The sequence below is a fragment of the Rhodovulum sp. BSW8 genome, from assembly GCF_003314725.1.
Classification (GTDB): domain Bacteria; phylum Pseudomonadota; class Alphaproteobacteria; order Rhodobacterales; family Rhodobacteraceae; genus Rhodovulum; species Rhodovulum visakhapatnamense.
This window is the reverse complement of record NZ_QNVX01000027.1, coordinates 1-22700: the sequence shown is the minus strand read 5'-3', so window position 1 is coordinate 22700 and position 22700 is coordinate 1. Positions and strand designations below refer to the sequence as shown.

Below are 22700 nucleotides of genomic sequence, written 5' to 3'. Positions count from 1 at the left end.
GGCCTGTCAGTCTTTCTTGCAGGTGTTCAGCCCGATCAGCGAATAGAGCGGACAGGTCGACATCAGCCCCGTGGCAAGCGGCACGATACCGATCAGCAGCCAGTTGCTGTAGCCCAGCAGCGCGGCGATCACCATCAGCGCGCCGATGACGATGCGCAGGATGCGGTCGATGCCGCCGACATTCTTCGAAAGCAGGGATTGCGTGGTCATGGATGGGTCCTCCGATGGGTGGGTCCGACTCGTCCGGCAGCCCCGGACAGGATGGCCCCAGTTTGCACCGGCCCGCCCGGCCCGTCTGTGACTGTGTCACCCAGCCGCCAGACGTCTGACGGATCACCGGGCCCCGTCGGCGGCGGCAAGCCGGGCCAGACCCGCAGCGTCCTCGATGGTGACGCAGCCACGGTCAAGCCGCACCATCCCCGCCCGGGCCAGCGCGTCGAGCCGGCGCGAGACGACCTCGCGCGCGGTGCCGATCCGGGTTGCGATCTCCTGGTGGGTGGCGTGGACCGCGCCATCGGCCGCGCGGTCCAGCAGATCGGCGGCAAGCCGGCTTTCGACCTTCTGGAAGGCCACCCGTTCCAGCAGCGCCATCACCGATTGCAGCCGCTGCGCGAAGGCGCCGAAGACGAAGCGGCGAAAGACCGGGCTGTCGTCCATCAGCGCAAGGAAGATGTCCTTCGGCACCAGCACCGCCTCGCAGCCGGTGGCCGCGACCGCCTCGCCGGTATAGTCCTCGCCGCCCAGAAGCCCCAGCGTCGACTGCACGCAGGATTGCCCCGGCTCGATGGCGTAAAGCAGGATCTCGCGGCCCGTGGGACCGATCAGAAAGACCTCGACCCGGCCGGTCAGAAGGATGGTGAAGCCGCGCGCCGCCTCGCCGGGGCAGAACAGCACCTTGCCCTTCGGCAGCGGGCTGACCGGCAGCGTCCCGAGCCGGGCGGCGATGCTCGGCTCGATGCCCGCGAGGCCCTCGGCGCGCGCAAGCCAGCTCATCCGCGGCCGCGTTTCTCGAAGCGGGGCAGCATCGCCGAAAAATCGCGCCCGGCGCCGTCCTCGGCCTCGACGAAGGCTGCGTAAAGCTCGGTCGCGCGGGCGCCCATCGGCGTGTCGGCATCGGCGGCTTCGGCCGCCTGCTGCGACAGGCGCAGGTCCTTCAGCATCAGATCGGCGGCAAAGCCGGGCTTGTAGCCGTTATCGGCGGGGCTTGCCGGGCCGATCCCGGGGGCGGGGCAATAGGCGTTCATGGACCAGCTGTAGCCCGACGAGGTCGAGACCACATCGAACATCTTGTCGCGCGCCAGCCCCAGCTTGTCGGCCAGCGCGAACGCCTCGCAGGTCGCGATCATGGTGACGCCGAGGATCATGTTGTTGCAGATCTTGGCGGCCTGCCCGTTGCCCGAGGGGCCGCAATGGACCGCCTTCTGGCCCATGATGTCGAACAGCGGCCGCACCGTCGCGAAGGCCGCGTCGCTGCCGCCCGCCATGAAGGTCAGCGTGCCCGCCGTCGCGCCGCCGACGCCCCCCGAGACAGGCGCATCGACGGCCATCAGCCCCGCCGCCCCGGCCTCGGCCGCCACGGCACGCGCGCTGTCGACATCGACGGTCGAACAGTCCAGCAGCACCGCGCCCGACGCCATCGCGGGCAGGATCTCGGCCGCGACGGCGCGCAGGATCTGCCCGTTCGGCAGCATGGTGATGACGACCTCGCGGCCGGTCGCGGCGGCGGCGGCGCTTTCGGCCATGGCGACGCCCTCGGGGGCGGGGGCTGTCAGGTCGAAGCCCGTCACCTCATGGCCCGCCTGAACGAGGTTCGCCGCCATCGGCGCCCCCATGTTGCCGAGCCCGATGAACCCGATCTTCATTGCAGTTCCTCCTCCAGTTTCAGCCCGTGTTCGCCCAGCGGCATCAGCATCCGCGCCACATCGGCGCCGGGCACAGCCTCCAGCCCCGCATGTTTCCAGCGCGGCTTGCGGTCCTTGTCGATGATGGCCGCACGGATGCCTTCAAGGAAATCCGAATGCTCCGGCGCGCGATAGGTAAAGCGGTATTCCAGCGCCAGCGCCCGGCGGATGTCGTCCGACCCCTTCAGCCGGTGCTGCATCTCGATGGCGCAGGCCATGGCCAGCGGGCTGTTGCGTTCCATCACCTTCAGCGCCGACAGCGCAAAGTCGGACCCGTCGGCCGTCAGCGCATTGACAATGTCCAGCAGCCGCTCGCCCGCGAAAAGCGCGTCGATCCGGGGTTGCAGCGCGGCCAGCTCGCCGGGCGGCGGGGTTCGGGCCGCGCGGTCGACGGCCTCCCAGTCGCCGGTTTCGACCAGCGCCCCGGTCAGCGCGGGCCAGTCGGCCTCGGGGATGAAGTAATCGGCAAAGCCCGCGAAGATCGCATCGGCCGGGCCCATCCGGCGGCCGGTCACGCCCAGATATTCGCCGATCCGCCCCGGCGCGCGGGCCAGGATCAGCGAGCCGCCGACATCGGGGACGAGGCCGATGCCGCATTCGGGCATGGCGACCTGCGAGCTTTCGCCCACCACGCGGTGCGAGCCGTGACAGCCGACGCCGACGCCGCCCCCCATCACGAAGCCCTGCATCAGGCTGACCACGGGCTTGGGAAACTCGAAGAGCTTGGCGTTCATCCGGTATTCGTCGCGCCAGAACGTCTGGCCATAGGCGTAATCGCCCTTGGTGCCGGTCTCGTACATCACCGCGATGTCGCCGCCCGCGCAGAAGGCCTTGTCGCCCTCGGCGTCGATCAGGATCATCCGGACCTCGGGATCGGGCGCCCAGGCATCGAGCGCGGCCTCGATCGCCAGGCACATGTCGTAGCCAAGCGCGTTCAGCGCCTTCGGCCGGGTCAGGGTGATGCGGCCGATCCGGCCCTCTTTCCGGATCTCGATCTCGCTCATCCGCGCGCCTCCAGCAGCTGGCGCGCCACGATCAGGCGCATGATCTCGTTGGTGCCCTCGAGGATCTGGTGCACGCGCAGGTCGCGCACGATCTTCTCGATGCCGTAATCGGCCAGATAGCCGTAGCCGCCATGCAGTTGCAGGCAGGCATCGGCGACCTTCGATCCGGTCTCGGTCACGAAGGCCTTGGCCATGGCGCAGAACTTGGTGGCATCCGGCGCGCCCTGGTCGAGCTTCCAGGCCGCCTGACGCAGGAAGGTGCGCGCGGCCTGCAGCTCGATCTCCATGTCGGCCAGGCGGAACTGCAGGGCCTGGAACCGGTCGAGACTTTGCCCGAAGGCCTGCCGGTCGCCCATATAGGCCAGCGTCGCATCAAGCGCCGCCTGCGCCGCGCCCAGCGAACAGGCCGCGATGTTCAGCCGCCCGCCGTCGAGCCCGGCCATGGCATAGCGAAACCCCTTGCCCTCCTCGCCCAGCAGGTTGGCCGCGGGAATGGTGCAATTGTCGAACTGCACCTGCCGGGTCGGCTGGGCGCGCCAGCCCATCTTGTCCTCGAGCCCGCCGAAAGACAGCCCCGGCCGCCCGTCCTCGACCAGAAAGGCCGAGATGCCCTTCGGCCCGGCCTCGCCGGTGCGGGCCATGACGACATAGGCGTCGGAATAGCCGCCGCCCGAAATGAAGGCCTTGGTGCCGGTCAGCGCCCAGCCGTCGGTGCTGCGCACCGCGCGGGTCTTCAGCGCCGCGGCGTCCGAGCCCGAGCCCGGTTCGGTCAGGCAGTAAGACAGCACCGTTTGCATCGACAGCGCCTCGGGCAGCACCCGCGCGCGCATCTCGTCCGACCCGAAGGCGTCGATCATCTTGGCGCACATGTTGTGGATCGACAGGAAGGCCGCGACCGCCGGACAGGCCGTGCTGAGCGCCTCGAAGACCAGCGTTGCGTCCAGCCGGGAAAGCCCCGCGCCGCCAGAGCTTTCGCGGACATAGAGCCCGCCGAAGCCCAGCGCGCCCAGCTCGGGCCAGAGCGTCTTCGGGATCGTGCCCTCGGCCTCCCACTTCCGGGCATGGGGCGCGACATGGTCCGCGCCGAAATCGCAGGCCATGTCAAAGATCGCCGTCTGTTCCTCGCTCAGCGCAAAATCCATGATCGCCGCTCCCCCGTCGCGAAAGAAATGAACACCCGTTTAGTTAGCGACCGGGGAGGGGGTCATGCAAGCGTCTGCGCCAGAGATTTCCTTTGTGTCAAGTTCGCAGCCGCCAGAGTCAGGTCTCACACCCGATAGATGACGGTCGCGGCCAGAGCGCAGGCCGAGAGGAACAGGATCGGCCAGCAGTCGCAGCGGGTGGCGATGCGCCGCCAGTCCTGCAGGCGAGCGAACATGGTCTCGATCCCGTGGCGCAGGCGGCAGAGGTTCGCGGCGTGCGGGATCGGAACCTTGCGACCGATGCGGGAGGCGATACACGGCAAAATGCCCATGTCGATCAGGGCGTTGCGGACCCAGTCGGCATCTTAGCCCCGGTCACCGCGCAGCGTCCCGGCCTGCGGGATGAAAGACGGCAGCGCCCGCGCCCGATGGCGTCCGAGGTCCGGCCCGCCAAGTGGAACAGGATCGGGCGACCCTTCGCATCGGCCAGGACGTGCAGTGTGGAGTTCAGCCCGCCCGTTCTCGGGAAAACGATCCCCCGGATCGTTTTCTGATCTTCGACCTCCGCCCGATCAGGCGGGCACACACCCCTTTTTCGCGGCCATGCTGGTCGCTGTGCGGTGCGCCTTCAGACAGGTCGCATCGATCATTACGGTCTTCTGCGCGCCGTATTCCCAGGCGGGCGCCGTCCGGGGTGCCCGTCTTGCGTTTCACGGCATGCGCTCAGAGATCGGCGCCGAATTCCTCGATCAGCCCCTGGACAACGGCGCGCATCGCGCCCTCGCGGTCGAGGCCCGCGGCCAGCGCCGCCTTGTGGGTCGCGCGCTGGCGTTCGGCGCTGGTGCCATGGGCGATGACATCGCGCGCGGCATTCACCTCGTCGAGACAGCCCAGCACCGCCGCATCGGCCTCGACCAGCTGGATCAGCTCTTCCAGCAGGTCGGCAAAGGGCACCAGTTCCTTGCGGCCGAAATCGACCAGCCCCTCGGACACGCCATAGCGCTGCGCCCGCCAGCGGTTCTCGCCCACCAGAAAGCGCTCATAGACCCGCCAGCGCAGGTTCTCGCCCGCAAGCCGCCACAGCATCCTCAGCGTGCACTGGATCAGCGCGGCCAGCGACAGCGTGTGATCGAGCCGGGGGCACATGTCGCAGATCCGGGTTTCCAGCGTCGGAAACCGGGCCGAGGGGCGCAGGTCCCACCAGATCTTGGTGGCGTCCTCGATCAGCCCCAGCCGGGTCAGCGCCCCGACCGAGCGGTCGTAATCGGACCAGCTTTCGAAGCGCGGCGGCAGCCCGGTGCGGGGCAGGTTGTCGAACACCGTCAGCCGGTAGGAGGCAAGCCCGGTATCGACCCCCTTCCAGAACGGCGACGAGGTCGACATCGCCAGCAGATGCGGCAGGAAATAGGAAAACTGCGCCATCAGGTCGATGCGCTGGTCGGGATCGGGGATGCCCACATGCACATGCATGCCGCAGATCAGCATCCGCCGCGCCACCGCCGCCAGCGCCCGGTCCAGATCGTTATAGCGGTCCTTGTCGGTATGATGCTGGTCCAGCCAGTCGGCCGAGGGATGGCAGGAGGCCGCGATCGGGGCCAGCCCGTAGCTTGCGGCGTGATGCGCCACCGTCGCGCGCAGCCGCCTGAGGTCCTCGCGGGCCTCGGCCACGGTGCGGCAGACCCGGGTGCCGACCTCGATCTGGCATTGCAGGAATTCCGGGGTGACCTGATCGCCCAGATCGGCGGCGCAGGCCTCCATCAGCCCCTTCGGCGCCTGCGCCAGCGCGCAGGTCTCGCGGTCGACCAGCAGGTATTCCTCCTCGATGCCGATGGTGAAATCGGGTGCCGTGATGCCCATGGGTCCCCCTCCCGCCCGGTCCTCGGCACGAGTGTCAGCCGGAAAGGCAGGCTCCCGCAAGCGGCTGTTCGCCTCGGGGCCGATGATCCGGCGTCGCAGCGCCTAAAGCGTGAAGTCGGCCGCCTCGGCGCCGGTCAGCCCGGGCAGGACATGGGGGTCGAGCGGGAAGACATGACGGGGCGTTCCGGCGGCGGCCCAGACCGTTTCGAAATCAAGAAGCCGCGGGTCGAGGAAGGCGCGGATCGGGGTCAGATGGCCGACCGGGGCGACGCCGCCGATGGCAAAGCCGGTCTGGGCGCGGATCAGCGCGGCATCGGCCTTGCCCAGCGGCTCGCCCGCCAGCGCCGAGGCCTTGGCGTCCGACACCCGGTTTCCGCCCGCGGTCAGGAACAGGATCGCGCGGCCGCTGTCCTCGCCGCGAAAGATGATCGACTTGGCGATCTGGTCAAGCGCGCAGCCGACAGCCGCCGCGGCCTCTTCGGCGGTGCGGGTCTGGCCCAGCTCGCGGATGTCCGCGGGCAGCCCCGCCGCCTCCAGCGCCGCGCGCACCCGGTTCAGGCTTTTCGACATCGCGTCCTCCTTCGGTCGGCGCGGACTATCGGCACCGCCGCGGCCCGGTGCAACCCCCGTTGACCGGGCCGCCCGCGCGCGGCATCACTCGGCCATGAGCTTCGCATCCCGACTGACCCGCGCGCCCCTTGCCTACGAGCCCGACCGCGCCGCCGAGGCGGCCGACCGCTTCGCCGCCCAGCCGCCCGAGATCCGCGCCCTGCTGGAGGGCACGGCCGGGTGCAGCCCCTATCTCTGGGGGCTGATGACGCGCGAGGCCGACTGGCTGGAGGACCTGCTGGCGGGCACGCCCGAACCGGTCTTCGCGGCGCTTCTGGACGAGGTCCGGGGCCTCACGCTCGACGCGCTCAAGCCCGGGCTGCGCCAGGCCAAGCGCCGCGCGGCGCTGTTGATCGCGCTGTCCGATCTGGGCGGGCTCTGGCCGCTCGAGGCGGTGACGGGCGCGCTGACCGATTTCGCCGATCTTTGCGTCGATGTGACGATAAGGCGGCTGGTCGCGGCCGAGATCGCGCGCGGCAAGCTGCCGGGTCTGACCGAGGCCGATGCCGGGACGGCGGGCGGCATGGTGGCGCTGGCCATGGGCAAGCAGGGCGCGCATGAGCTGAACTATTCGTCAGACATCGACCTGATCTGCCTGTTCGATCAGGACCGGTTCGAAGAGGCCGATTTCCACGAGGTGCGCAGCGCCTTCGTCAAGATCACCCGGCGGATGACCGCGATCCTGTCCGAGGCCACCGGCGACGGCTATGTCTTCCGCACCGATCTGCGGCTGAGGCCCGATGCCTCGGTCACGCCGGTCTGTCTGTCGATGGAGGCGGCCGAACGCTATTACGAGGCGCTCGGGCGCACCTGGGAACGCGCGGCCCATATCAAGGCACGGCCCTGCGCGGGCGATATTCAGGCAGGCTGGGCCTATCTGGACCGGCTGAGGCCCTTCGTCTGGCGCAAGCATCTCGATTTCGCGGCGATCCAGGACGCCCATGACATGCGGCTGAGGATCCGCAGCCACAAGGGCCTGCATGGCGCGCTGTGCCTTGAGGGCCATGACATGAAGCTGGGGCAGGGCGGCATCCGCGAGATCGAGTTCTTCACCCAGACCCGGCAGATCATCGCGGGCGGGCGCGACCCGGACCTGCGCGTCCGGGGCACGGTCGAGGGGCTGGCGCGGCTGGCCGACAAGGGCTGGGTCCCGCACGAGATCGCCGGGACGCTGACCGAGGACTATCGCGCGCATCGCGAGGTCGAACACCGGCTGCAGATGGTCAACGACGCCCAGACCCATCTGCTGCCGAATTCGCCCGAAGGGATCGAGCGGATCGCACGGTTCTGCGGCGCGGCCGAGACCGGGCCCTGGCGCGACGCGCTGGCCGCGCGGCTGCGCCGGGTCGCGGGCCTGACCGAAGGCTTCTTCGCCCCCGGAAAGCCCGCCGAGGATCTGCCCGAGATCCCGAAGACCGCGGCCGGGATCGTCGAACGCTGGCCGGGCTATCCCTGCCTGCGCACCGCGCGCGCGCGCGAGATCTTCCACCGGCTGAAACCCGATCTCTTCTCGCGCCTGACCAAGGCGCCGCGCCCCGACGAGGCCTTTGCCGCTTTCGACGGGTTTCTCGCGGGGCTGCCCGCGGGGGTACAGCTTTTCTCGCTGTTCGAGGCCAATCCGCATCTCATCGACCTGCTGATCGACATCACCAGCGTCTCGCCGGAACTGGCGCAGTACCTGTCGCGCAACGCCCGGGTGCTGGACGCCGTCATCGGCGGCAGTTTCTTCGAGGCCTGGCCGGGGCGGGCGGCGCTGACCGGGACGCTGGCCGACCGGCTCGGCACGCTGGGCGACTACGAGGCCCAGCTTGACGCCGCGCGGGCCTGGGCCAAGGAATGGCATTTCCGGATCGGGGTCCATTTCCTGCGCGGCCTGATCGACGCCGAAACCGCGGGCGCCGAATATGCCGATCTGGCCGAGGCGGTGCTGGCCGCGCTCTGGCCGAAGGTCGTCGCGCAGTTCGCCGCCAAGCATGGCGCGCCGCCCGGCAAGGGGGCCACGGTGCTGGGCATGGGGTCGCTGGGGGCAGGGGCGCTGACCTCGCGGTCCGATCTCGACCTGATCGTGATCTACGATGCCGACGGGGTCGAGGCGTCTGACGGCCGCCGCCCGCTGGCCTCGCGCGCCTATTACGCCAAGCTGACCCAGGCGCTGGTGACGGCGCTGACCGCGCCGATGGCCGAGGGCAGGCTTTACGAGGTCGACATGCGGCTCAGGCCCTCGGGCAATCAGGGGCCGGTCGCGACCTCGCTGCAAAGCTTCCGCAGCTATCAGCGCGACGAGGCCTGGACCTGGGAACATCTGGCGCTGACCCGCGCGCGGCCGGTGGCGGGCGACACCGCGCTTGGCGCTGAGGTCGAGGCATTCCGCCGCGCGCTGCTGCACGAAAAGGCCGACGTGGCGCGCACGGCGGCGGGCGTTGTCGACATGCGGCGGCGGCTGGCCGAGGCCAAGCCCGCGAAATCGGCCTGGGACGGCAAGCAGGGGCCGGGCCGGGGCCAGGATATCGAACTGATCGCCTCGGCCGCCGCGCTGATCGCGGCCCATCCCGCGACCTCGGTGCCCGACCAGATCGATGCCGGGGTCGATGCGGGCTGGCTGGAGGCGCCCGAGGCGCAGACGCTGATTGCCTCTTACCGGCTGCAGCGCCAGGTGCAGGGCGCGGCCAAGCTGATCGCGGACCTGCCGCTCGACCCTTGCAGCCTTGGCGAAAGCGGACGGGCCTTCCTGTTGCGGGGCACGGGTCTGGCCGATGCCGCGGCGCTTGCGGCCCTGCTGGACGACCGGCGCGCTGCGGCGGCCAGGGTGATCGAGGCGGTGATCGGGCGCAGCCCGCAGGAGGACGGGGATGCGGATTGAACTGGCCGACCCGCGCGGGCTGATCCGGGAAGCCTACCGGATCGAGGGCATCGGCCCTTCGGAATGCCGCTCGATCTTTCTCGACTGGGCGCTGGGGCTGCCCGAGACGGTCGACACAAGCCGCGCGCTGCGCAGGCTTCTGGCCGAATACGGCCCCGATGCGCCCGACCATCCGATGACGGCCGTGCTGCGCGCAGGCCTTGCCGAGGAACCCTCCGCCCGCCGTCGGGGCGGTCCGCGCGGCCGACGCAGCTAGGCCGGTACAGGCGCCTCACGCCAGCGGGAGCACGCCGGGGCAAGGCGGCGCCGGGGCCGCTGCGGCGTCCTGCGACAGTCCCACGCCATCCGATGCGTGGCATCGCGGCAGGTCGGAAAGCGCTGGGGTGAGGGGACAGACCGGTGCAGCCGCAGGCATGGGATCCGATCCGCCGACGGCGATCGTCCGGTCCCCCGATCTCGCGGTCGGCGTCTTTCCGAAAGGCGCTCCGACCGCGCCCGGGGCGATCCTCGCCCGGATCTCGCCGACCGGTTGCCGCCCGTTCACGGAGGGGCCGAAACACGCGATCGCGGATCACATCGTCACCGAAGCCGCGATGCGCGTCGGGCTTGAAAACGGTCAGGTCTGCACGGCGGGCCCCGGCGATGTGATGTCTCTGCCCACCAACGCCCGGCGCAGTCTTTCCAGCGGGCCCGGGCCCGATCCGGTCCCCGGGCGGGAACCTGATCCTTCCGCCGGACCGGGGCCGACTGGCGCGGCGCGGCTTTGGCCGCGGGGGCGCCGTCACGCGGCATCCCCGCGGGTCCATCGCCGCGAAGGCCGGACCCGCTCCCCCGCTGGATGCGTCGCCGCCGCCGCTGGCGATCCGCATCGAGCAGGGTCCTGCCCCCGGGCGCGCGTTCTCGATCTGGTCGCAGGAAATGGCAAGGCGACCCTCGCCCTCGCCCGCCGCCGGCATCGCGTGGCGCGGGCGACGGAACGAGGTCGGTCCCGGGCGCCTGTGTCGAATGGGTGATCCGCAAGGCCTGACGCGAATGCCAGATCCCCGGCAGCGGCGTTCCAGGCGCTGGTGCCGAGGCGGATGGCTGGGCAGAGCGGTCGCCGGGAACCCGCGTCCGCAAGACGGTCCGGGATGGGCTGCAGGGCGTTCCGCTGGAGGCTGCCGTTGATGGCCCGGGCGGCTTCGGTCGCCACCGGTGCGGCATGGCGCAGGAAGGCCTCGGGCGTCCATCCCGACAGCGACCCCGCGACGTGGATCGCGCCGAGAGGCGCTCCGTCGCGGTCCGCAACCGCGACGCCTATGGCAGGCGGCGGGCGCGGCCTTCTTTCTCAGGCAGTGGGGTGAATGGGAAGCGGCACCCGATCGAGAGCGAGACGCCCCAGACTTTCGCGTCGACTAAAGCAAAACGATGTGGACCGTGGCAAATCGCGGTGGCTCGACCTGGCAGGAGACCCTGGCAGGAGGCTTTGCGGTTTTCATGGTGATAGGGTCCATGTCATGCGCCGCGTCGGCAAGCGTACCGCGGGCAGAATGCTCGACGGCAGGACGCGGGACGGGATGCCGGGGCGAAGCGATGACTGAGCGCACCCAGCGACCGATCCACGTCCGAGCGAGGGATGCAGGGGGCGATGTTCGGCGTGAGCCGACCGACCCTCCATCGCTGGCTGAAAGAGGCCGGGGCCGCCATCACGTCCTTCAAGCGCGGGAACATCAGGCTGATCCCGGAGGCCCTGAAAGACCGGCTTGAGGCCCGGAGCCAATGAGAACAGGCTGCTATGCCAGGTGGTTGCTGGCGGGGCGTATCGCCAAATTCCGAAATGTAACAAATGGCGTCTGGCGCACCTCGACGAGGAAACTTCAAACGCGCTGTTTGACACGCTCCACGACTGGAACACCCATCTAAAGCAAAGCGGATATGAGGCTCATGGGCGCAAGCCATGAGCCGGATACCCAATAGTCCGAACCGGCGTCCTGCGCCGTTTTCGCTGCGCCTGACCTTCGAGGAACGGGCGAAGCTGGAACGGCAGGCGGGCGGCATGCCGCTGGCGTCGTATATCAAATCGCTGGTGTTTGCCGCCGACGCCCCGAAATACCGTAAACGCCGTCAGGCGGCTGAGGCCGACGAGAAGCTGCTGGCCGAGGTGCTGGCCGCGCTCGGGGCGAGCCGGATCGGCAATAATCTCAACCAGCTCGCCAAGGCCGCCAATTCCGGCACGCTCTATTTCGACGACGAGACGAAGGCCGATATCAAGCGCGCCTGCGAGGACGTGCGGGCGATGCGCGTGCTGTTGATACGCGCGCTCGGCCTTCAGGACAGCGACAAGCCGCGTCCGCCCGAATCCACATCGCAGAGCTTCGCCCGTGCAGCGAACACCAAAGCAACGCCCCCGCCCAAATCGAGGTTCACGCTATGATCCTCAAGGGCTCTCAGCGCGCGGGCGCAACGCAACTCGCGGCGCATCTGCTCAATGACCGCGACAACGACCATGTCGAACTGCTGGAACTGCGGGGCTTCGTTGCCGAAGACTTGACCGGCGCGCTTCGGGAAGCACACGCGATCTCGAAGGCGACGCAGTGCAAGCAGCACATGTTTTCGCTGAGCCTCAACCCGCCAAAGGAGGCGGTGGCGAGCGAAGCGGACTTCCTGGACGCCGCTGATCGGGCGGAAAAGGCGCTCGGCCTCGACGGCCAGCCCCGCGCGATTGTCATTCATGAGAAGGAAGGGCGGCGGCACGCCCATGTCGTCTGGTCTCGGATCGATGCCGAGACCATGACGGCGATCAACCTGCCGCATTTCAAGAACAGGCTGACGGCGCTCTCGAAAGAGCTCTATCTCGATTATGGCTGGCGCCTGCCTGAGGGGCTGAAGACTCTCGGCGGCAAGAGCCCCCTCAATTTCACGCTCGATGAATGGCAACAGGCACGCCGCCTGAAGCTCGACCCCCGCGAAATCAAGGATGCGTTCCGCGATGCCTGGGCGCAGTCGGATTCGCTGGCGGCGATGGGCAATGCCCTCGCCGAACGGGGATATTTCATCGCCAGGGGCGACCGGCGCGGGTTCGTCGCTCTCAATATCGAAGGCGAGGTTTTCGCCCTCCCGAAATGGATCGGGGTGAAGACCAAGGACGTGCGCGCCCGGTTCGGCGCGGCGGATGGCCTGCCCTCGGTATCTGAGGCCAGGGCGGCCATCCGGTCCCGCCTCACCACCAAGCTGAAGGCCTTCATTCAGGAGGTGAACGCCAGACATGAGCGCGATCTTGCCCCGCACATGCAGGTGAAAGCCGAAATGGTCAAAGCGCACCGCAAGGAGCGTCAGACCCTCAAAGACCGGCAGCAAGACCGATGGCAGGCGGAAGCGCAGGAACGGTCTGAGCGCTATCGCAAGGGTCTGAAAGGCCTGCTCGACAAGGTCACCGGCAAGGCGCGGGTTATCCGTCAGGAGAACGAGGCGCATGCGCTCGCTTGCGCAAAGCGCGACCGCGAGCAACGCGACCGCCTTGCCTTTGCCCAGATGAAAGACCGGCAAGAGCTGCAAAAGCAGATCGACGCCCTGCGGCGGAAGCATGTCGCCAACCGCCGACTGCTTGCCCGCGACATCACCCGATATCTGCGCACCTCCGAGCGCAGCCCCGAGACGGAAGCTGACTGGTCACCGCGTGGCCGGCAGCACGAGGCGACGCCTCACCGTACGCGCCGCCGTGATCGCGGCCCGCGATTTGAGCTCTAGCAACAGGAGAACAACGGACATGAAACGGTTCAAACTCAAACGGCGCATCACGCTCGCCGTGTTGGCGGGGACGACTGTCCTCGCCGCCGGGGAAGCGGTCGCGCAATCGCTCTTCGGCAATAGCAGCTATGGCTATGGATATGGCGGCCGCGATTTGACCCTCCATTTGATGATGGTGCGGATTGCGACGATGGGCACGGCGGTCGCCCTGGGCTTCGGGATTGGCTGGTTTCTGAGCCCGAAAGCCCGCCAGTTCCGCAAGGTCGCCGCCCTGGTCGCGCTTGCGGTGGGCGGTGCCATCGCCGTGTTCAACCACGGCACGCTCGGATGGAGTCTGACGACGCTGCTCTCGGCCATCGGGTTTTTCGCAGCCCTCGGCTATTGGCTCGGCACGGCGGTCAAAGCGCTCGGCGAAGTCCCGTCCACCTTCGGCTCTGCAAAATGGGCGGATGCCGAAGAACTCACCGAACGCGGCCTGTTCGGTAAGGACGGCCTGCGGCTCGGCACATTCTTTAACGGCGAAGAAGACGAGGTCATTGCCTATAAGGGTGACCGTCATCTGCTGACGGTTGCCCCGACGCGCTCGGGCAAAGGTGTAACGCAAATTGTCCCCAATTTGCTGAAATATGAGGGTTCGGCGCTCGTCATCGACCCGAAAGGCGAAAACGCGAAGGTCACGGCCAAAGCCCGCCGCGCGATGGGGCAAAAGGTTCTGACCGTCGATCCCTGGAACATCGTCGGTGATCCTGAGTTCGAGGCTGCGCGCATCAATCCGCTGGATATGCTGCAAGCGAGCGATGTGGACATCACCGAAAACGCCATGCTGCTGGCCGATGCGCTGATCATGCAGGGCAGCCACGGCGACCGGTTCTGGGCGGAAGAAGCCAAGGGGCTGTTGCAGGGCGTCATCCTCTATGTCGCGACGGACGAACGGGAAGCCGGTCAACGGCATCTTCCGCGCGTTCGCGATCTGCTGCTGCTCGATGGCGATAACCTGAAAATGCTCTTCGAGCGGATGCTGGACAGCCCGCACCATGTCGTGGCCAGCACGGGCGCACGCTTCCTGCAACGGGATGAAAAGCTGCTTTCCAACGTCATGGCCTCGGCTCAGGCGGAAACGCATTTCCTCGATAGCGCCCGCCTGCGCGAAAACCTCTCGGCATCCGACTTCAGCTTCGAGGAGCTGAAAACGGGCAAGGTCACGATCTATCTGTGCCTGCCTGCCGACCGGTTACACGCCTTCGGGCGCTGGCTGCGCCTGCTGGTGCAGCAAGCCATCACCGTCAACGCCCGCAACATCGAGGTGCAGCCCGACAAGCCGATCCTGTTCCTGCTCGACGAACTGCCTGCGCTCGGCCATCTGACCATGGTCGAACAGGCCTATGGGCTGATGGCAGGTTTCGGGATGCAGCTCTGGGGGATTGTTCAAGACCTCAGCCAACTCAAGCGTGTCTACGGCGACGGCTGGGAGACCTTCATCGGCAATTCGGGGGTGGTGCAGTATTTCGGGAGTACGGATCGCACGACGGCGGAGTATTTCTCGGCGCTCTGCGGCGAAACCACCGTCTGGAATTTCAGCTCGGCGATTGCGCGGACGGTCGGCACAAGCTCGGGCGGCAGCGGTCTGAGCAGTTCGGATTCGACCACCGAGACGGACACGCGGGCAGCGGCCAAGCGCAAGCTGGCCTATCCCGACGAGCTGATGCGGCTGCATGAACGTAAGCAACTGCTCTTCATCGAAAACGCCAACCCGATCATCGCCCGCCGCGTGCCATGGTTCGAAGACCCGGAGCTCAAGGCCAAGGGTGTCGATCTCCGTGCCAAGGCTGCAACGACATCGCTCAGCACGCCCTGGAAGCCCACCGTCATGCCGCAATTCGAAACGGAGGATTTGCCGTGGAACACCACGTTTGCAACCGGCTTCTCGGCGCGGAAGTGACCTTGTTGCTTTCGCCCGAGGATTTCATGAAGGCGGCGAAGCTGGCGGGCATGCCGCTGACGGACGCCAATGTCGAGTCGATCTGGTGCTGGATTACCGAAAGCCCCGACCTCTACGCCGACTATGCCGTGGCGGTCGCGGGCATCCTCCAGACCTTGCTAGACGAATTCGCCTTTGAGGCGCTCTTCATGAATCCGCCGCCGGATTTCGACAATCCCGATGGCGAAATCCCGTTCTAGGCCATCAGAGGAGGGGAGTTCCCCATGCTCGAGAAAAACCCGAAGAATCCGTTTAACCTGGAGGCAGGATCATCCCTGCCTCCCCACAAGAACACTCCGCTCAGGGACAAGGACAATGCGAAAACGCAGCTCAAGCCGAACTATCCCGGCCTCAGACCGGCGGGTAACGTCGCGCCGCCCGGTGCGAAAGGGATTCAGCAAGGTCTGACGCCCCGTGCGTCGCCAAGTACCAGGCCACGCTTTACGCTCGGCGAAGGAGGCAAGCTCAAGGGGCTGTTCAAGCCGATAGCCGCCAAGGCACCCGACAAGGGGCATGGTCATGATCTCTAGGACTATCTTCCTGAAGCGCCTTGCGGCGGGAGATCCCCCGACCGACCGGGATGACTTGATCGAGCGGGCAGCGCCGGTCGCCACGGCGCGTAAGATCGCCGTGCTGATGCTGACGCTCTGGAAGGACGAAACCGAGTACCAATGGACAAAGGAGGCCACCGCCTGATCTGAATTCCCTTCCCAGAGGCGGGGAGCGAAGTCCCGACGGGACGGAGGTAGATCGATCTCGCAAAAACGGTTGGGACGCAGGCCTACCTGCTCACCCCGCAAACGACATTGGAGACGATCCATCACCGAGCACCATCATGAGACGTAAGTCCTGCGACCTCGGAGAGAACCATGACCCCGTAAGGACACGTCGCTCACGCGCTTGACATAGCTGCAATCAGAGAACCGTTTTGAGGGTTGTTAGTCAGTTCCCCAAAACACGAACGGCAAGTGTCCCGGATTGACCGCGAGTAAGATTGAAATTACCCCTCCGTGAACCAGCCACGTCGCCACTGACCCGAAGACCTCCCGTGTTCGGCGGCGATGTTCCTTCGTTGAGAGCCGTAATTGTAACATTAACCAGCCCACGCCTGGCTGACAGCCTGCTTGTCGAACCGCCGAAAGTCAGTGTGATGTTTCGGGACAGGATAACACCTCGCGAATCCCTTACAGTCAGACGAACCTGGTCACCGTCTTGGAGATTGCCTGAGTCGAAGGCCAGAACGTTAAGCACACCGGCAATATTCAGGCCCTCTTCTCCCGTGAAGCCCCCCGTTGAAATACCGCTAGGGCTTTCAACGGTTGTGGTAAATGGAGAGCGTGGGTCGGTTGCGAGCACGCGATCAAGTTCCGGGTCTGGCGAGCGAACAGCACGCGCATCACCAATCGACGATGCTAAACCAGTAGTATAATCTCCGAATGCCGCATGCATCTCGTTTTCATAACGACCCATAAATTCGTTAGGCCGAGGCGGGCCGTAAACAGTCTCTCTGTACTGACGCACTTGTTCGTCGAAATCTCTTTGCCGCTGCTCCTCAGCGACTTGAGCCCTATTTTGCTCTATCCTTTCAATTAGGCCAGGCAAATCTCGTTCCAATAACTCTCGTTGCCGCGTTGTGATTTGTTCTCGGGATCGCCCCTCCCACCAATCTCCCAGCCAATCAGCCGCAGCGCTTACAGCTTTATCGCGCCCCACAATGGGCACTTCCCTCTCACCTCCACCAGGAAAAATCTCCACTCCCGGAAGCGGCGCTATTGTCTCAAGAGCAGAAAGAAATAAATTCGCCAGTTCAGCAACTTGCCTACCCTGCGCTTCTGCTCTAGCATTTATTTCCGGCTCCATTGCTTTCATCGAGTTACTTAGCAGCGCCTCACGTTCCGCCACTGTAACGCTGAAGTCGTCTTGAGCCATCACGGGAGATGCAAAAGCGCAAAATGCGAGCGTGAGCCGTCCATTGCGCCTAAAGATATCCTTACCATTCATCTTGATAGGTCCTCATGATGGAGTGTGCAACAGTGCTGCATATGCGCTTACGATCATTTATTTATGTATGATTTTGCGCCTAACGACGAGTCCTACTGAGGACGCGAGTATTCCCAAAGTCTATCAAGCGTATATGTCGCTACATTTTGAGAAATTGACTGGGCAAAGATCTTTGCATCTCCTTGCTTGTCACCATTCACCAGATGAAACCCCTGGATGACATATCCCTCAAGTTCGTCTCGCTTTCTTCCACAAAGTGTGACGTAGTGATCGTTTTCAAATATTGGGAGGTTACCCCTCTCCATTCTTTCGCGAGCTTCCGTGTAGAATACAGTGCTGATACAGTTTGAGTAATCCATGCTTAAATCAGATATTTTGCTTTCATATTGATCGCGAGAGACCGCGGCATCTTGAAGGTTTTTTGCCGGAGTGTTGTTCTCGATGAAGCTATCATCACACCCCGACGCCAAGACACACAATACGACAAACGAAACTACCCTAAAACGCATAGCTTACCCCCAAGGAAACTTGCGCTCCCTCAAATCTTGGACCATCGAAGTCAAGAATATCGCCTTCCTCCACATCGAAATAGGCAACCGATGCATTGAGCGTCACGCCATCTCGAAGCAGGCGGTCGTATGACACTTTGATTTCACGACGCGTCAAGCTTGGCGCGAAGGAAAAGCTTTCCTCATCAAAGTCATTCTCAGCCTGGCGTCGGTAGCTCACGTCAAGCCCAATGCGATCACGGGACGTGAGGTTCCGGCTTACACCGAGTGATAGATAGTAGGTATCACCGTTATCATCTTCATCGGCTTCTTCAAGCTTACCGGTCGTGACATCGAAAAGCTCGTCGGAACCTCGCGTTGCGTAAAGTGCTGAACCACGTACGGTCCATAGATCGTTGACGCGGTAACTGCCGTATAGAAAAAACTCATGCGATGTTGCACGATCGTAGATCGCGTCGCCGTTCACCTCCGTCTCCTCCTCCTCAATAATTCTATAGCCGGCATTGACTTGATACATCGCAGCGGTGTGAAGGAGCTGGATCGAGCCAACGATCTGGTCGCCAGGATCAAGCTTCTGGTCAGGCGCATCGCCATCAGGATTATAGTCGCCACGTGAAATATAGCTGGCACCAAACCCAAGCAGCGTTTGTTCACTCAAAGTAATGGTCGAACTGAAACCGATACCGACATTCAAACCCTCACCAAAGCGATCCTGGTCGACAATAAAACTGTCAAAAACGGCATTCTTTTCATCGCCCGCCAGTTGCGACTGTCCAGTCGGCAGATTGATATCTGCATTAATGGCCAAGGTTGCCCGCCGCCCTTGCAACCAGGTCGGATTGCCAGCGTAGGCGCGATATGTTCCGGACACTGCTGTGTCGGTCAGGCTGGTTACTCGACCTGACCCGCCTGAAAAATCGCTTTCTCGCTCACTATCGATGAAAGCGGTTTTCAGGCCCAAATCCCATCGCTGTGTTGAGTATGTAAACTGTAGCGGTGCAAAAATTTGCCGCCCACTCTCGCCGCCATCTTCATCAAAGGTCGCAACAGTCGTGCCGAAGCTAAGCGTCCTTTGAACCTGCGATGAGTCTTGGGCGATGGCGGTGTACGGCAATGCTACAAGTGCGCCGACCGCGTAAAATGCCTTTTTTTCAATCATCTCAAATCGATACCCCATTTTTGATAGGGTATCATATGCAAGATTTCACCCGCAACATGTTTTACGAGTAATGGTGGCGAGACTAGTTGTCACATCCCGCATGGTTGTATGGCCGCCAAAAAGAGGGCCGCGGTCGCCTGATCGGTCGTACCAAGGGCGGCATGAACAAGAAGCTGCACGCTATTGTTTGCGACAGCAAAGGTCGACCGATTGATCTGTTCTTCACCGCCGGGCAGGTGAGCGCTTATATCGGTGCGCGGGCATTGCTCAGCGACCTGTCAAACGTCAAAGGACTGCTCGGGGATCGTGGCTATGACGCTGACTGGTTCAGAGAAGCGTTGCAGGACAAGGGGGCTCGCTCACCCCAATCTACGAACGAAGGCGACTCCTGGCGAAGAAAACCCAAGACCAGACACCCTTGCTGGCGTGCTAAATATTATCGAAGTATTCACCGAGACATTTGGGCTTCGCCTGTACGCACACGGCTGAACGGCAATGATGACGCCCTAGAAGAGCGTCATCTGGCGCGAGGCCTCTTGGTAGTGCTGCCATTCCGTCTTGGCGGCTTCTTCGTCCAGCCATGCGGTGACCTGCGCTTCGAGCGTGTCGGGCGTCACGACCCCGGCAGGCAGAAAGTGCGAGCGATAGCCGGTTTCGGTAACGGGCAGCGGCACGCGGTTGTCGGATGTGATTTCGACATGGTCACACGGGCCGTTCCAGCGGCGGGCGTGATAATCCACCCGGATGGCGATGCCGCGCCAGACGATCCGGATGGTGAAGGGGGCGCTCACGCCCCCTCCTGGTCTGTTGCGGGCTCTCTCGGGTCTTCGATGGGCTGGCGCAGGACGATGCGGCCATTGATGGGGACGACTTCGAGCTGGATGGTGTAGCCCGCGCTATCCTTGTGCGCCCAGGCCGCACCGACCTTGTTCCAGTAGGATTTGTCGCCCTTTTGCGTGACGTGCCAGGCGAGGAAGTCGGGCGCGCGGGGCGAGGTTTTCTGTTGTTTGTTGAGGGTGTAAGCCATTTTGCTTCTCCTTTGGTTTGGGGTTGGCTCGTTCATGCCATTCCGCAAGACCGGACGGAGAAGGGCGGCTGTCATGTCCAACACGGCGCGTCGTAGCGCAGCGAAGACGGGGTGGTGCGGGCAGGATATTGACGGGCGACCGCGTTCGGTCAGGAATTCAGGCGATGTACGGGCAAAGCCCAAACCAAAGGCGATGGCAAGCTCTGGCTCCCGCAGCGCATGGCGGAAACCGCTGACCCTGCGCTCACTGCCCTGTTCTTTTGGCTGATGCCGATCACGCATTCAGGGGGCTTCTGAGACTTTCAGGTCTGGCACATGCGGCCTGAGGGTTCGGGACAAGGGCAGGCCTGCTTCACATATGTTACGCCCGAAGGTGTCCCCATCACGCCGATGATGCCGGTCGTCCTGTTCAACGAAGCCCCGAATGGTTCGGGCTCGACAATGCCAAGAACAGGAGGATCACGATGATCGCATTTTTCACCATATACGAGCTGGAGCAGCTTACCGACGACCAACTGGATGAGCTCTTTGCCGCGCTTGAACGCTTGCTGATGGCCACGGCCACCGGCACACCCGAGCGCCGCAACATCCTGGCGTCCCTCGAAAACATTACCCGCGTGCGCAATCGCCGCTGCGCCGTTCCCGCCCCGTCGCTCTGACGGGGTATGCTCCACGGCGGCGTTTGCCGTCCCTGAAGCACAGCTTCCGAAAAGCTCTATGCTATGACTTTCATTACGGGACTCCTAAAATAGTGCTCATTGAGAGTGTCTCGCAACGAAGGATTTCTTGCACTCTGTGCATATGCCTTCAGTCCGGTACCATCTCTGAGCCCAAGAGAATAACCGTCGAATGCAGATTTCTGTCTCTTGAACCAATCCTTTGCAGAGTCAGTAAAGTATCCGTTTGTCCAAAGCTCAAAGTGATATGCACCCAAATCCCCATCTCGACCGGTCGTTAGCATAGAATAAATAAGTGGAACGCGGTCTTCATACCACCTCTTTACGTCACTCTCACTCACCCGTGCACCGGGTTTTTTTGCCTTGCATTCAATTACGAGGACACCTTTGTCTTCCCCTCGGTCTAGACGGACATCAATCTCTGCCTTACGGCCTGTGTGTAAATCAGTTCGGCGCTCGCCAGTTACCAAATAGCCCCCCTCAACATCCTTCACAAGACTTCCAACCACTAGCTCAAAAAGCGCACCTCGAAGATTTTCCGCGCCACCCTCAATTTTCGTAAGTGTATTCATCACCTTACGAATATGGTCTGGATTTGCTGCGGCGCGCGCGCCAAGGTCGGTCAACAAAACAACAAGCTCCCTTAATGCGTCCGACAGTTCTTCTCTGAAGAGATTCTGCAGGGTAACGGCAAGAATACCTTTTGACCTCAAAATACTTAATGCCTCCGCAGAAAAAACATGCGCCACCAACATTGGCATGATTGGCGCTACTTTCTTGGGCGCCGCAGCAAGATCACATTTCCTAACAAAAGCAAGTGCTTCCTCTTCTCCGATCACGTCGTGAAGGTTGATATCACACACAAAGAATCCTGGCTTAGCAGCTCCACCATCGATAGATACCAACGGCCTCATATAGCTCGGTGCAGTCATGCTCCATTGAATTCCTGATACTATTGATGGTGCGTCGTCCCCTCGCACCACGAATTTCCCATAGCTACCAAATCCAATGCGCCGAGCCCAATCCTTTATGCCTTGCAATGCTATATTCTCTGCGATCTCCTCAGCTCGAACCATTGCCAAACTCTGACGAGGGTAGGAAAGAGGACGAAACCGCACATACGAGCGCCCATCGTCTTCAAAGGTTTCCAAGACATTAATTGCGCGAAGTCGCTCAAAAATTCGGTCGGGAGATAGTTGCCTCTGGCGAGCTTGGGGCGTTCCGGCAACGATAGGAAAAAAGTCTTGCGCGATAACTCCTCCACGAGCTTTCAGCAGCGCGATGGTTGACCAGTAGGACTTGCCCGCACGACGACATGCGTCATCAAATCGTTGCCAGAACTTCGAAGTACCATATTGGTCCACCAGATACATGAAACGGGCGTTTTTTTCGAAGCGCAAGCCCGCAAGCCTTTGCACATCGAAGCTCTCTTGCTCTCTTTGGACCCGTTTGCGCGCGGCCGACTCACTCGCGCCAGCTTTCACCATTTCCGCAATAAGGTCAGATGTTAAGCTCGGCCCGATGGACTTAAGGAGTGTGTGAACATCTTGTGCCATGTTACATAATTAGCACATTTTACATGAAGTCACACTGCTCTATTTATAAAAACTTCTCTATAGCGCGGCGAGTCTTTTTCATAGGAAGCGGCGCGAAAGATTTTGCTATACAAAACAATGCTCTACGCCGCCGCAAGCAGCGTTTATCCGCCGCCCATGTCCAGTCAATGTGTCTAATGAGCGAATGACCTCCCTGGTTTCTATTATCCGAAGGGAGGTGCGTCCGCCGGAGGCGGACGCAAATTTTCCTGACCAGGGAAAAGGCTGCCGCTCACGCGGCAACCCCTTGCTTGCTGACGTCCTCGTCGATGACGGGTTGCAGCCCATGCAGATAATCGGCGGCACGCTGGGCATGGGCGGCGGCGGAGAAGATCGCCCGTTTGTCGTCCTTCAAGACCTTCAGCCAGCTTTGAATATAGGCGGCATGGTCTTCGCCCGGCTCGGGGGTCAGGGCGAGGTCAGCACAGAGGAACGCCGCGCCCAGCTCGGCGACCAGTTCCTCGCGGGCATAGCCTTCGTCGCCCCAGCGGTTCCGGCCAAAGTCACGGGCAAGGCGGGACTCATGCTTCGTCCAGTGGGTGAGTTCATGCGCCAAGGTCGCATAATAGGCCTCGGGGCTAGGCTCCAGACTCATTGATCGTCAAAGCCAGAAGATGACGGTTGCGGCGAGGGCTATGGCGGAGAGGAAGGTCTT

Annotated in this window: 23 protein-coding genes and 2 pseudogenes; 11 read left to right on the top strand and 14 right to left on the bottom strand. The window is 63.5% G+C overall.

The window, feature by feature from the left end; all coding sequences use genetic code 11:
- Positions 1 to 6: 6 nt before the first annotated feature.
- From DSD19_RS12250 to DSD19_RS12215, 8 genes are all read right to left on the bottom strand, one after another.
- The gene (locus DSD19_RS12250; protein ID WP_165828126.1) at positions 7 to 195 is read right to left on the bottom strand and encodes a DUF2892 domain-containing protein; all 189 of its coding nucleotides are present in this window, start codon (positions 193 to 195) and stop codon (positions 7 to 9) included.
- 138 nt (positions 196 to 333) lie between these two features.
- Positions 334 to 993: a Crp/Fnr family transcriptional regulator gene (locus DSD19_RS12245; protein WP_113669782.1), complete on the bottom strand. Its 660-nt coding sequence runs from the start codon at positions 991 to 993 to the stop codon at positions 334 to 336.
- The gene (gene mmsB, locus DSD19_RS12240) at positions 990 to 1862 is read right to left on the bottom strand and encodes a 3-hydroxyisobutyrate dehydrogenase (RefSeq protein ID WP_113669781.1); all 873 of its coding nucleotides are present in this window, start codon (positions 1860 to 1862) and stop codon (positions 990 to 992) included. The genes DSD19_RS12245 and mmsB overlap by 4 nt, the downstream gene beginning before the upstream one ends.
- Complete coding sequence (locus tag DSD19_RS12235; protein ID WP_113669780.1) at positions 1859 to 2905, bottom strand: enoyl-CoA hydratase/isomerase family protein; 1047 nt, start codon at positions 2903 to 2905, stop codon at positions 1859 to 1861. The genes mmsB and DSD19_RS12235 overlap by 4 nt, the downstream gene beginning before the upstream one ends.
- Positions 2902 to 4047 (bottom strand): acyl-CoA dehydrogenase family protein, encoded by a 1146-nt coding sequence (locus tag DSD19_RS12230; protein ID WP_075786331.1) that lies wholly within the window; start codon positions 4045 to 4047, stop codon positions 2902 to 2904. The genes DSD19_RS12235 and DSD19_RS12230 overlap by 4 nt, the downstream gene beginning before the upstream one ends.
- 125 nt (positions 4048 to 4172) lie before the next feature.
- Entirely contained in the window at positions 4173 to 4379 is a 207-nt protein-coding gene (locus tag DSD19_RS12225; RefSeq protein WP_113669779.1) for a hypothetical protein, read from the bottom strand.
- Between the two features lie 391 nt (positions 4380 to 4770).
- Complete coding sequence (locus DSD19_RS12220; RefSeq protein WP_113669910.1) at positions 4771 to 5898, bottom strand: carboxylate-amine ligase; 1128 nt, start codon at positions 5896 to 5898, stop codon at positions 4771 to 4773.
- Positions 5899 to 6006: 108 nt separating this feature from the next.
- Complete coding sequence (locus DSD19_RS12215; protein WP_113669778.1) at positions 6007 to 6474, bottom strand: YbaK/EbsC family protein; 468 nt, start codon at positions 6472 to 6474, stop codon at positions 6007 to 6009.
- Between the two features lie 94 nt (positions 6475 to 6568).
- On the opposite strand from DSD19_RS12215, the gene DSD19_RS12210 reads away from it, so the two are divergent.
- The 9 genes from DSD19_RS12210 (at position 6569) to DSD19_RS21805 (ending at position 15773) form a co-directional block, all read left to right on the top strand.
- Positions 6569 to 9373: a glutamine-synthetase adenylyltransferase gene (locus DSD19_RS12210; protein WP_113669777.1), complete on the top strand. Its 2805-nt coding sequence runs from the start codon at positions 6569 to 6571 to the stop codon at positions 9371 to 9373.
- Complete coding sequence (locus DSD19_RS12205; RefSeq protein WP_075786335.1) at positions 9363 to 9629, top strand: hypothetical protein; 267 nt, start codon at positions 9363 to 9365, stop codon at positions 9627 to 9629. Before DSD19_RS12210 ends, DSD19_RS12205 begins: the two co-directional genes overlap by 11 nt.
- Positions 9630 to 11009: 1380 nt before the next feature.
- The gene (locus DSD19_RS22585; RefSeq protein ID WP_256359771.1) at positions 11010 to 11135 is read left to right on the top strand and encodes a hypothetical protein; all 126 of its coding nucleotides are present in this window, start codon (positions 11010 to 11012) and stop codon (positions 11133 to 11135) included.
- A 174-nt stretch (positions 11136 to 11309) separates the two neighbouring features.
- On the top strand, positions 11310 to 11786 hold the full coding sequence (locus DSD19_RS12195) for a MobC family plasmid mobilization relaxosome protein (RefSeq protein ID WP_113669776.1): 477 nt from the start codon (positions 11310 to 11312) through the stop codon (positions 11784 to 11786).
- The gene (locus DSD19_RS12190) at positions 11783 to 13099 is read left to right on the top strand and encodes a relaxase/mobilization nuclease domain-containing protein (protein WP_113669775.1); all 1317 of its coding nucleotides are present in this window, start codon (positions 11783 to 11785) and stop codon (positions 13097 to 13099) included. The genes DSD19_RS12195 and DSD19_RS12190 overlap by 4 nt, the downstream gene beginning before the upstream one ends.
- Positions 13100 to 13118: 19 nt before the next feature.
- The gene (locus DSD19_RS12185) at positions 13119 to 15038 is read left to right on the top strand and encodes a type IV secretory system conjugative DNA transfer family protein (protein ID WP_113669774.1); all 1920 of its coding nucleotides are present in this window, start codon (positions 13119 to 13121) and stop codon (positions 15036 to 15038) included.
- A complete protein-coding gene (locus tag DSD19_RS12180) occupies positions 14996 to 15277 on the top strand; it encodes a hypothetical protein (RefSeq protein ID WP_133260426.1) in 282 nt (93 codons plus the stop codon). Before DSD19_RS12185 ends, DSD19_RS12180 begins: the two co-directional genes overlap by 43 nt.
- 24 nt (positions 15278 to 15301) lie before the next feature.
- Positions 15302 to 15607, top strand: coding sequence for a hypothetical protein (locus tag DSD19_RS21470; protein ID WP_133260425.1), 306 nt, complete (start codon positions 15302 to 15304; stop codon positions 15605 to 15607).
- On the top strand, positions 15597 to 15773 hold the full coding sequence (locus DSD19_RS21805) for a hypothetical protein (RefSeq protein WP_165828121.1): 177 nt from the start codon (positions 15597 to 15599) through the stop codon (positions 15771 to 15773). The genes DSD19_RS21470 and DSD19_RS21805 overlap by 11 nt, the downstream gene beginning before the upstream one ends.
- A gap of 246 nt (positions 15774 to 16019) precedes the next feature.
- Here the strand turns inward: DSD19_RS21805 and DSD19_RS21465 are convergent, their stop codons facing one another.
- A complete protein-coding gene (locus DSD19_RS21465) occupies positions 16020 to 17078 on the bottom strand; it encodes a hypothetical protein (protein WP_133260424.1) in 1059 nt (352 codons plus the stop codon).
- Positions 17079 to 17576: 498 nt separating this feature from the next.
- Entirely contained in the window at positions 17577 to 18746 is a 1170-nt protein-coding gene (locus tag DSD19_RS21460; RefSeq protein ID WP_133260423.1) for a hypothetical protein, read from the bottom strand.
- A 116-nt stretch (positions 18747 to 18862) separates the two neighbouring features.
- On the opposite strand from DSD19_RS21460, the pseudogene DSD19_RS12165 reads away from it, so the two are divergent.
- A pseudogene (locus DSD19_RS12165) lies at positions 18863 to 19195 on the top strand (transposase); the annotation flags it as partial.
- Positions 19196 to 19252: 57 nt separating this feature from the next.
- On the opposite strand, the gene DSD19_RS12160 reads toward DSD19_RS12165, so the two are convergent.
- Both DSD19_RS12160 and DSD19_RS22350 read right to left on the bottom strand, forming a co-directional pair.
- Positions 19253 to 19537, bottom strand: a complete 285-nt coding sequence (locus DSD19_RS12160; protein ID WP_113669770.1) for a hypothetical protein — start codon at positions 19535 to 19537, stop codon at positions 19253 to 19255.
- Positions 19534 to 20055 (bottom strand): hypothetical protein, encoded by a 522-nt coding sequence (locus tag DSD19_RS22350; RefSeq protein WP_243627938.1) that lies wholly within the window; start codon positions 20053 to 20055, stop codon positions 19534 to 19536. Before DSD19_RS22350 ends, DSD19_RS12160 begins: the two co-directional genes overlap by 4 nt.
- Before the next feature lie 182 nt (positions 20056 to 20237).
- Between DSD19_RS22350 and DSD19_RS12150 the strand changes: the two genes are divergently transcribed.
- Positions 20238 to 20432 (top strand): hypothetical protein, encoded by a 195-nt coding sequence (locus DSD19_RS12150; protein WP_113669768.1) that lies wholly within the window; start codon positions 20238 to 20240, stop codon positions 20430 to 20432.
- A gap of 56 nt (positions 20433 to 20488) precedes the next feature.
- On the opposite strand, the gene DSD19_RS12145 is transcribed toward DSD19_RS12150, so the two are convergent.
- Together DSD19_RS12145 and DSD19_RS12140 are read right to left on the bottom strand one after the other, a co-directional pair.
- Positions 20489 to 22006 (bottom strand): hypothetical protein, encoded by a 1518-nt coding sequence (locus DSD19_RS12145; protein ID WP_113669767.1) that lies wholly within the window; start codon positions 22004 to 22006, stop codon positions 20489 to 20491.
- A gap of 271 nt (positions 22007 to 22277) precedes the next feature.
- Positions 22278 to 22625: pseudogene (locus tag DSD19_RS12140) on the bottom strand (zincin-like metallopeptidase domain-containing protein); the annotation flags it as partial.
- Positions 22626 to 22700: the final 75 nt, after the last annotated feature.

Excerpts from the sequence above, each read along its gene's own strand:
- DSD19_RS12245 (WP_113669782.1), bottom strand. The coding sequence starts at position 993 with ATGAGCTGGCTTGCGCGCGCCGAGGGCCTCGCGGGCATCGAGCCGAGC.
- mmsB (WP_113669781.1), bottom strand. The coding sequence starts at position 1,862 with ATGAAGATCGGGTTCATCGGGCTCGGCAACATGGGGGCGCCGATGGCG.
- DSD19_RS12235 (WP_113669780.1), bottom strand. The coding sequence starts at position 2,905 with ATGAGCGAGATCGAGATCCGGAAAGAGGGCCGGATCGGCCGCATCACC.
- DSD19_RS12230 (WP_075786331.1), bottom strand. The coding sequence starts at position 4,047 with ATGGATTTTGCGCTGAGCGAGGAACAGACGGCGATCTTTGACATGGCC.
- DSD19_RS12225 (WP_113669779.1), bottom strand. The coding sequence starts at position 4,379 with ATGGGCATTTTGCCGTGTATCGCCTCCCGCATCGGTCGCAAGGTTCCG.
- DSD19_RS12215 (WP_113669778.1), bottom strand. The coding sequence starts at position 6,474 with ATGTCGAAAAGCCTGAACCGGGTGCGCGCGGCGCTGGAGGCGGCGGGG.
- DSD19_RS12210 (WP_113669777.1), top strand. The coding sequence starts at position 6,569 with ATGAGCTTCGCATCCCGACTGACCCGCGCGCCCCTTGCCTACGAGCCC.
- DSD19_RS12205 (WP_075786335.1), top strand. The coding sequence starts at position 9,363 with ATGCGGATTGAACTGGCCGACCCGCGCGGGCTGATCCGGGAAGCCTAC.
- DSD19_RS12195 (WP_113669776.1), top strand. The coding sequence starts at position 11,310 with ATGAGCCGGATACCCAATAGTCCGAACCGGCGTCCTGCGCCGTTTTCG.
- DSD19_RS12190 (WP_113669775.1), top strand. The coding sequence starts at position 11,783 with ATGATCCTCAAGGGCTCTCAGCGCGCGGGCGCAACGCAACTCGCGGCG.
- DSD19_RS12185 (WP_113669774.1), top strand. The coding sequence starts at position 13,119 with ATGAAACGGTTCAAACTCAAACGGCGCATCACGCTCGCCGTGTTGGCG.
- DSD19_RS21470 (WP_133260425.1), top strand. The coding sequence starts at position 15,302 with ATGCTCGAGAAAAACCCGAAGAATCCGTTTAACCTGGAGGCAGGATCA.
- DSD19_RS21805 (WP_165828121.1), top strand. The coding sequence starts at position 15,597 with ATGATCTCTAGGACTATCTTCCTGAAGCGCCTTGCGGCGGGAGATCCC.
- DSD19_RS21465 (WP_133260424.1), bottom strand. The coding sequence starts at position 17,078 with ATGAATGGTAAGGATATCTTTAGGCGCAATGGACGGCTCACGCTCGCA.
- DSD19_RS21460 (WP_133260423.1), bottom strand. The coding sequence starts at position 18,746 with ATGATTGAAAAAAAGGCATTTTACGCGGTCGGCGCACTTGTAGCATTG.
- DSD19_RS22350 (WP_243627938.1), bottom strand. The coding sequence starts at position 20,055 with ATGCGTGATCGGCATCAGCCAAAAGAACAGGGCAGTGAGCGCAGGGTC.
- DSD19_RS12150 (WP_113669768.1), top strand. The coding sequence starts at position 20,238 with ATGATCGCATTTTTCACCATATACGAGCTGGAGCAGCTTACCGACGAC.
- DSD19_RS12145 (WP_113669767.1), bottom strand. The coding sequence starts at position 22,006 with ATGGCACAAGATGTTCACACACTCCTTAAGTCCATCGGGCCGAGCTTA.